5 protein-coding genes are annotated in these 8,063 nt (G+C 72.1%); 3 read left to right on the top strand and 2 right to left on the bottom strand.

All coding sequences use genetic code 11. The features are described from left to right. Positions 1–283 precede the first annotated feature (283 nt). Positions 284–3,136, top strand: a complete 2,853-nt coding sequence (locus D7X96_RS37940) for a serine/threonine-protein kinase (protein WP_121771916.1) — start codon at positions 284–286, stop codon at positions 3,134–3,136. A 122-nt stretch (positions 3,137–3,258) separates the two neighbouring features. Further along, positions 3,259–3,981 carry a head GIN domain-containing protein gene (locus D7X96_RS37935; RefSeq protein ID WP_120553158.1) on the top strand — a complete coding sequence of 241 codons (723 nt, stop codon included), beginning with the start codon at positions 3,259–3,261 and terminating at the stop codon, positions 3,979–3,981. A gap of 426 nt (positions 3,982–4,407) precedes the next feature. Here D7X96_RS37935 and D7X96_RS37930 read toward each other — a convergent pair whose 3' ends face one another. Then, positions 4,408–5,427, bottom strand: a complete 1,020-nt coding sequence (locus tag D7X96_RS37930; RefSeq protein ID WP_120553159.1) for an aldo/keto reductase — start codon at positions 5,425–5,427, stop codon at positions 4,408–4,410. 78 nt (positions 5,428–5,505) lie between these two features. Here D7X96_RS37930 and D7X96_RS37925 point away from each other — a divergent pair, with 78 nt between their 5' ends. Continuing rightward, on the top strand, positions 5,506–6,249 hold the full coding sequence (locus tag D7X96_RS37925) for a DUF429 domain-containing protein (RefSeq protein WP_121771915.1): 744 nt from the start codon (positions 5,506–5,508) through the stop codon (positions 6,247–6,249). On the opposite strand, the gene D7X96_RS37920 is transcribed toward D7X96_RS37925, so the two are convergent. Next, a partial coding sequence (locus D7X96_RS37920; protein ID WP_121771914.1) for a tenascin-X occupies positions 6,222–8,063 on the bottom strand: 1,842 nt, incomplete at its 5' end. The two genes, D7X96_RS37925 and D7X96_RS37920, sit on opposite strands and share 28 nt — an antisense overlap.

The raw sequence follows: 8,063 nt of genomic DNA, 5'->3' as shown, positions 1-8,063 counted from the left end.
ACCCCACCCCCACAGCATGCCCACGAGCGCCCCCACGCGCCGTGCCCACCTGCCTGCCTGACGCGCTCGCGGCCCCATGGCACGCACGGTACCGGCGCCCCATCCGCTGTCTGTCCGTCCCAGAGGCCGCCCTCCGGTGTCGGACAGTTCGCGCGCCCGCTTCTGGAAACCCTGTCCTCGCCCGGACGGAGGCGCATCCTCGTAAACCCTGGCATCCGGTCAGAAACGGGGTCCCGGGCCTTTCCCGCCGGTGGCTGCACCGGTGTAGAGTCGGACCCCTTCCATGGCTGGGACGACGCTGACGCTCACTCCGGACGGGTTCCGCGGCCGGGTGTTGGGCAAGTACGAGGTGCTCTGCCGCCTGTCGACAGGCGGGATGGCGGAGATTTTCCTCGCGGCCCAGAGGGGCCTGGCCGGCTTCCGCAAGATCGTGGTGCTGAAGCAGATCCTCCCCGACATCCGCGGCGAGGAGGAGTTCGTCCGGATGTTCCTGGACGAGGCCAAGGTCACGGCCGCGTTCAACCACCCGCACATCGCCCACGTGTACGACCTGGACGTGGCGGACGGTGAGCTGTTCCTCGCCATGGAGTTCGTCCCGGGCGCCACGCTGGTGGAGGTGGCCCGCGCGTGCCGCTCCGCCCACGAGCCCATCCCCATGGGCCTGAGCCTGATGGCCGTGCGCGACACGGCCGTGGCGCTCAACTACGCGCACAGCTTCACCGACCCGCTGGGCCGGCCCTCGCCTGTCGTCCACCGCGACATCGCCGAGAAGAACATCATGGTGACGTACGAGGGCGTCACCAAGCTGCTCGACTTCGGCATCGCCAAGAGCCTGGCGCGCGCGGGCCGCACGCAGGTGGGCATGGTGAAGGGCACCAGCGGCTACATGTCCCCGGAACAGATCATGGGTGACCCGCTGGACGCCCGCAGCGACCTGTTCAGCCTGGGCGTGGTGCTGCACGAATGCCTCACCGGCATGCGTCTGTTCTACGCGAAGAGCGCCGAGGCCATGATGAACGCCGTGTTGAGCGGCGACGTGACTCCGCCCTCGCGCGTGAACAAGGAGGTGCCGCCGGAGCTGGACGCCATCGTCCTCAAGGCGCTCGCCAGGCGGCGCGAGGACCGCTACGGCACCACGCTGGAGTTCGCGCGCGCCATCGAGCGCGCCGTGGGTCCTCGCATCTGGCACCCGGAGCAGAGCAGCGAATTGATGCTGCGGCTGTTCGCCGAGCGCCGCGACCAGACCCGCCTGCTGCTCATTGGCGCGCAGTCGAACGGGGATGGCACCTCCAGCGAGACGCAGGTCGCGCAGGTGATTGCTCGCGGTGGGGACATGCCGGATCCGGTCACGGCTCCGCTCACGCCGCCGCCTCCTCGTGCTCCCGCGGCTCCCGCCAAGGCACCTGCTCCGGCGAAGGCGTCACCGGCTCCCACTTCGGGAGCGGGTGGACGCCGCAACACGACGGAGGAGCTGGCGGTCCGCAAGCCCCCGGCGCCGCCGTCGTCCCGCCGGGTGTCGCCTCCCACGGAGACGCTCCGGCCGCCTCCGCCCACGAACGGGATGGCCGCGCAGCCGGATGACTCCGAACCGGGCGTGCGCACCCAGCCGGCCCTGCCGCCGGTGATGCTGGATTCGTCACTGCGCATCACGGCGTCCCAGGTCACCACGTCTCCCGGCTACGTCGAGGGAGAGACCATCCTCACGCCGCTGTCGCGCGTGGGTGCGCAGCCTCCCGAGGAACCGAAGGCGCGGCCTCCGGCCTTCGTGCCTCCGCCCGATGAGCCCCGCGCCCGGGGTGGACGTGAGCCCGAGGAAGGCCGTGCCCGGTCCGCCCGGGAGGGCTCCGAGGATCCGCGTCCGCGCGCCGGACGTGAGGCCTCGGAGGAACCGCGTCCCCGTCCTCCGCGTGAGGCCGTCAACGTGCCTCCCGAGGAGGCTCGGCCCAAACCGCCGCGTGAGGCTTTCAGCGCGTCCGAGGATTCCCGTCCCCGTCCTCCTCGCGAGGCCGCGCATGGGTCCGAGGAGGCTCGTGCGCGTTCCGCCCGTGACGCCGCGCATGGGGCTGCAGATGACGCCCGTGCACGGTCGGGCCGCGATGCCTCGAACAACGGCTCGGAAGACTCGCGTCCCCGGCCTCCTCGCGACGCTTCGAACACCGGTTCGGAAGATTCGCGTCCCCGTCCTTCACGGTCCTCCACGCAGGACAGCCTCCGCGTCACGCAGCCGCATCAGGCCCCACAGGCCCTGATGAGCGACCACGAGACGGCCATCTCCCGCGTGCCGTCGCTGCCTCCCGAAGAGGCCCCGGAGAAGACGCCCGCGGTGCGCCGCTCGCCTTCGTCGCGCCGCAAGCAGACCTCGCCTCCCGCGCGCGTCACCCCGGCCCGCGCTTCCGGCCGCCCCACCGAACCGCACGAGTTCCTCCCCGAACCCGAAGCCCCCCGCCGCCGCACGGGCATCGCCATCGTGGCCGGCATCGCGCTCCTCGGCATCGCGGGCCTCTGCATCACCGTGGCCCTGGGACTCGACGGCGGCCGCGTGTCCTCACTGTGGAGCTCCTCGCGTGCTCCCACTCCGGGCGCGAACTCCTCCACAACTTCTCCACCGCCTGCCGAACCCGAGGCCCGGAAGCCCGAACCCACCGGACCCGCGGCGCCGGTGGAACCCCCCGCCGCGGTCGTCGAGGCCACGCCTGCTCCGGAAACCGCCCCCTCGGACCCGGCGGCTCCTCCCAGCAACGACACCGACGACGCCGAGACCCCGAAGGCGAAGACGCGCACCCCCCTCCGCAAGAGCAAGAGCGACCCGGCGGCCCCTTCACCTCGCGGCAAGTCCCGCACGGCCGCCGCTCCCGCTGATGACTCGGAGGCGGACCTCCCCGCTCCGGATGACAGCGCCACCGAAGCGGCCGCGCCCCAGGGCTTCCTCACCCTCATCACCGAACCTTCCGCGCGCGTGTCCCTGGCCGGCCGCTCGCTGGGCGAGACGCCCCTCACCAAGGTCGCCCTCCCCGTGGGCCGGCACACCCTGAAGCTCATGGACGGCACCGGCCGGCCCCTGAAGCTCCTGGTGGAGATCAAACCCGACGACACCACCTCCGTCCGGGTCCCCCTGGAGATGCTGGCCAATCCCTGAACCTGTCCGGCCGCCGGACAGGTTTTCGCCGCCTCCATGCAATCACCCGGCGCCGCCCGGCGTACCCGGGGCATTCCGCCGGGACGTGCTCCCACGTCCTCGCGCCTCGCCCGGAGCCGCCCATGAGGATGCCCACGCTGTCCCTGCTCGCCGCCTGCTGCCTCGCCACCACCGCCTGCACCGCCCACGCGGAGGACGCGGTGAAGCCCTCCCAGGGCTCGGGCGAGACGCGCCAGGTGGAGGACTTCCACGGCGTCTCCGTGGGCCACGGCATGCGCGCCGAAGTGACGGTGGGCCCCAAGTCCGTCCGCCTGGAGGGCTCTCCGGAGAACCTCTCCCGCATCCAGCTGGAGGTCGAGGACGGCATCCTCACCACCCGCGTGGAGCGCAAGGGCTGGAGCCGCCTCAACGGCCAGGTGCGGCTCATCGTGTCCTCGCCCCGCATCGACCACGTGGAGGCCAGCGGCGGCAGCCGCATGAACGCCGAGGTCACCGCGACCGATGAGTTCGACGCCGAGGCCAGCGGCGGCTCCGTGCTCAAGGTGAGCGGCGTGGACGCCAAGAACGTGGAGGCCGAGTCCAGCGGCGGCTCCGAGATCACCCTCAGCGGCCGCGCCACCCACCTGGACGCGGAGGCCAGCGGCGGCGCGCAGGTGCATGCCCAGCAGCTCCAGGGCATCTCCCAGCTCCAGGTGGAGGCCAGCGGCGGCTCCATCGTGGAGGCCGACGCTCCCTCCAGCGTGTCCGGTGACGCGTCCGGCGGCAGCATCATCCGCCTGTCCAAGCGGCCCCAGAACGCCAGGGTCGACGTCAGCGGCGGCTCGCGCCTGGACACGTCGAACTAGCAGGACCGGGAAAGGTTACCCGGGCCCCGGGGATGACCCGGGGCCCGGACAGGCCCCCACGAGGCACAAGAGACGCCGCACACCGGACCTCCAAGGTCATCCGGGCGACCGTCCTACCTTCCACGTGGATGCCGGCCGCACCGGAGTGCTGTCGGACAGGCGCGTGGGCCCCATGGAACGCGCTCGAGTGACCGAACGCTTCGCAGTCCCCAAGATATCGGGACTCCGTCCCAATCCCAAACACCCAGCGTCGCTTTCGCCGCAGGACCCGGAGGGGAACCCGCGTCATGCGGCGCTTGCCATCCCGGACGGGCTGTAAGAACGAAAGCACCGCGCTCACACAGCGCGTCGTTGAGACGCGTCAGGTCGGGTCCATCCAGCGATGATGGAAAACTCCGTACGCGCGGGACTCCCTGAGCAACCGGCTCAGCGGGCCGGGGGCAGGCGGTCCGCGTTCTGACGCTCCACCATCCAGCCGGGGTACTCGAGGGGCAGCCGGGAGACGGCGTCCAGCTTCGCGAGCTGCTCGGGGCTGAGGCGCAGCTCGGACGCGGCCAGGTTGTCCTCCAGCTGGGCCTGCGTCTTCGCGCCGAGGATGACGGTGGTGACGTGCGGCTGGTGCAGCAGCCACGCGAGCGCCACGCGCGCCACGGTGGTGTCTGTCTCCTTCGCGACGGCATCCATCACGTCGACGGCGTTGTACGCGCGCTCCTTGTCCACGGGCGGGAAGTCGAAGGTGGTGCGGCGGGCGCCCTCGGGGCCTTCGGCGTCGCGGCGGTACTTGCCGGACAGGAAGCCTCCCGCGAGCGGGCTCCACACCATCAGGCCCACCTGCTGGTCCTTCATCAGCGGCACCAGCTCACGCTCCAGGTCGCGGCCGGCGATGGAGTAGTAGGCCTGGAGCGATTCGAAGCGGGACAGGCCGCGGTGGTCGCTGATGCCCAGCGCCTTCATGAGCTGCCACGCGGCCAGGTTGGACGCGCCCAGGTAGCGCACCTTGCCCTGGCGCACGAGGTCGTCCAGCGCGCGCAGCGTCTCCTCCAGCGGCGTGGCCACGTCGTAGCCGTGGATCTGCAAGAGGTCGATGTGGTCCGTGCCCAGGCGCTTCAGGCTGGCGTGCACGGAGTCGAAGATGTGGTAGCGCGACAGGCCGGTCTCGTTCTGGCCCGGGCCCATGCGGCCGCGCACCTTGGTGGCCAGCACCACCTGCGAGCGCTTCGCCGAGAGCGCCTTGCCGAGCAGTTCCTCTGATTGCCCGTACGAATACACGTTCGCGGTGTCGAAGAAGTTGATGCCCGCGTCCAGGCACCGGCCCACCAGCGCGTCGGCCTCCGACTGGCCCTGCTGCCCGATGTTCTTCCAGTAGCCCTCGCCACCGAAGGTCATGGCGCCGAAACACAGTTCAGAGACAAACAGGCCGGTGCGGCCCAGCGGACGGTAGTGCATGTGCGTGTCACCTTGGGTGGAAGTGAAGGCGGCCCCTCTTAACGTCCGGTGCATGGCCCCGCAGCAGGAAGACACGCGATGACGCACGCGCGCCGCTTCGTGGGCTGGGACCTGACGGACCCGTTCGCTCGCAATCCCCGCTCCGTGGACGAGGCCATCGTGGACGGGGACGGCCGCGTGCGCTTCTCCCAGCGCGTCTGGCCCGCGACGTTGGAGCCGGAGGCGCTCGCGGAGGTCTTCGCCATCAGGCCCGGCGACGTGGTGGTGGTGGACGGGCCCCAGGCGCTGGCGAACCCCGGCGCGAAGGTGCGGGACGCGGAGCGGAGGCTGCGCGCTCCGGGCCGCACTCCGGACGTGCTGCCCGTGCCCGGCGCGCCCTTCGCGGGCTTCGTGCGCGGCAGCGTGCTGCTGTTCGCCGCGCTCCGGGTCCACGCCCGCGTGCCCATGCTGGACCTGGACACGCCGTCGCTCTCGGACGCGCGCCTCTTCGAGGCCTTCCCCGGTGCCACCTGGCGCGCGCTGGCTGTGGAGAAGTTGGGGGGAAAGTCCACGCCGGAGGGACGTGCCCGGAGACAGGCGCTGCTGGAGGCCTCCGGCCTGCGCTTCGAGGACTCACGGACGTGCACGCACGACCAGCTGGATGCCGCGCTCTGCGCGTGGCTGGGATGGCGCACGCGCACGCGTCCCGGGGAGGTCACCGCGGTGGGCCTACCCCTCACGCGCGATACAGATGGAACAGTGCGCGAGGGGCGCATCCTGGACCTGGACCTGGACCGCGCTGACGCCGTGAGGCTTCAGCGCCCGCGCACCGGGTCCTCGTGATGGTCGTGCCCTGGCCCGCCGAAGGTTCCGGGCCAGGGTTCCTCCGCGGGCTTCAGGCCGGGAATCGGGAAGCGCCGGAAGCGTGACTGGCTGTAGGCGAAGGGCGGATCGCAATCGCCGCACGTCGTGGCCCCGTCCATCATCACCAGGCTGTCCGGCCCCAGCTCCAGGAACTGCGCGGGCGTGACCGCGTCCGGCACCGGGCACTGGAACACCTGGCTGCCGTCCTTCGCGCTCACGGCGAAGAGCACCGGCCCCCGCGCGTCCATGCCCGTGCCCACCACCACCGTCTCCGGCGGCTGGCCCGGCCAGGTGGGCCAGCTCGCCAGCCGGACCTCCGGCGCCACCGGCCCCGGCCACCCCTGGAAAGCGTGCGTCCACGACGGCGTGAGGCCCGGCAACGCGTAGCCCTCCAGCGTCCAGCCGCCCGCGACGGTGTCCTCGGACGGCGAGGGGATCACGTGCCCGGACGTCGCCAGCGCGCGCCCCAGCTGCCGGGGGAAGGGCTGTGAACCCACCGCCTGCCCGTCCTGCGTGCGCAGCGCCTGCGTGGAGCGTTCGTTGAGCAGAAGCCCGTTCACGATGGCCAGCTCCCCCGCGGCGAAGGCCTCCGTCTTGCGCCAGCGCGGCACCCCGTCCTGCGAGAACGCCATCAGCAACGTGGGCGCTCCCGGATACAGCGGCGCGCCCACGTTCTGCGTCTGTCCGAACGCCACGTACAGGTCGCCCGCCGCGTCGGACGCCACGCCGTACGGGTGCGGGTGGTTGCACTCGGCGAGCAGCGGGTCCTGCAACTTCTGCGCGGACACCATCCCGCCAAAGGCATCCAGCACCACCAGGAAGTACTGCCGGCACAGCGTGTCGCGGGACGTGCCCGCCGGGTACGCCTCGAAGAGCGCCGCCAGCCGGTCCGGCTGCATCACCCCCAGCCGCGCCATGAACACCGTCGTCAGGCCCTGCGTGAAGTCCGGCCGCGCCTTCGCCAGGTCGAACGTCCACCGGGGCGCTCCCGTCACCCGGTCCAGCAGCGACACCTGCCCGGACAAGGGCAGGTCCATGCACAACAGCCGGTCGTTCCACAGCATGCACCGGCGCCCGGACGTGCTCGCGCGCACCGGCACCGGGCCCGCCGCGTCCAGCAGCGCCGGCACGAAGAAGCCCACCAGCGTCACGTCCCCCGTGGGGCCCACCAGCAGGTCGTGCAGCGCCTCGCCGTTGGACGCCGCGTCGTAGGTCCAGTCCGGCGCCAGCGCCGTCACGGCGGGGCGCTGGCACACGGAGCCCTTGCACTTCCCCGGCCCCTGGCAGGGGCTGGCCGCCGCGCACGGGAAGTTGTCCGGCGGGTCGCGGCGCTGGCACGTCCCGTCCAGGCACACGTCCGCCAGGTCACAGCCGCGCTCCGGGCCGCAGAACGTCCCGTCCGGCGCCTTCGCCAGCGTGCACCCCACCTTCGGGTCGCACGCGCCCACCTGGCACTGGCCGTCCCCCGGACACGGCGGCGCCGGCACCGACGTGCAGCCGTCCAGCGGGTTGCACACGTCCGTGGTGCACGCGTTGCCGTCGTCGCAGACGCGCTCCGTGCCCCTGCACCGCCCGGCCGTGCACGTGGCGCCCAGGATGCACGCGTTGCCCGGGTCGCAGGCCGTGCCGTCCGGCTCCTCGGTCTCCACGCACTGCTCCGCCGCCACGTCGAACGTGGAGGTGTGGCAGGCCACCGGCGTGGGGCACTCCGGGTACGGGTTGGACTCTCCGCGCAGCTCCACCCGCACCTCCCCGCCCCCCGGCGCCGCCGTGTCCGGGGGACGGCCAGTGCC

Source organism: Corallococcus interemptor (assembly GCF_003668875.1).
GTDB classification, from domain to species: Bacteria; Myxococcota; Myxococcia; order Myxococcales; family Myxococcaceae; genus Corallococcus; species Corallococcus interemptor.
The sequence above is the reverse complement of the archived record's forward strand: the minus strand, read 5'-3'. Positions and strand labels throughout refer to the sequence as shown.

Bases quoted from the DNA above. Each gene is read 5' to 3' on its own strand.
- D7X96_RS37925 (WP_121771915.1), top strand. From the start codon at position 5,506: ATGACGCACGCGCGCCGCTTCGTGGGCTGGGACCTGACGGACCCGTTC.
- D7X96_RS37930 (WP_120553159.1), bottom strand. From the start codon at position 5,427: ATGCACTACCGTCCGCTGGGCCGCACCGGCCTGTTTGTCTCTGAACTG.
- D7X96_RS37940 (WP_121771916.1), top strand. From the start codon at position 284: ATGGCTGGGACGACGCTGACGCTCACTCCGGACGGGTTCCGCGGCCGG.
- D7X96_RS37935 (WP_120553158.1), top strand. From the start codon at position 3,259: ATGAGGATGCCCACGCTGTCCCTGCTCGCCGCCTGCTGCCTCGCCACC.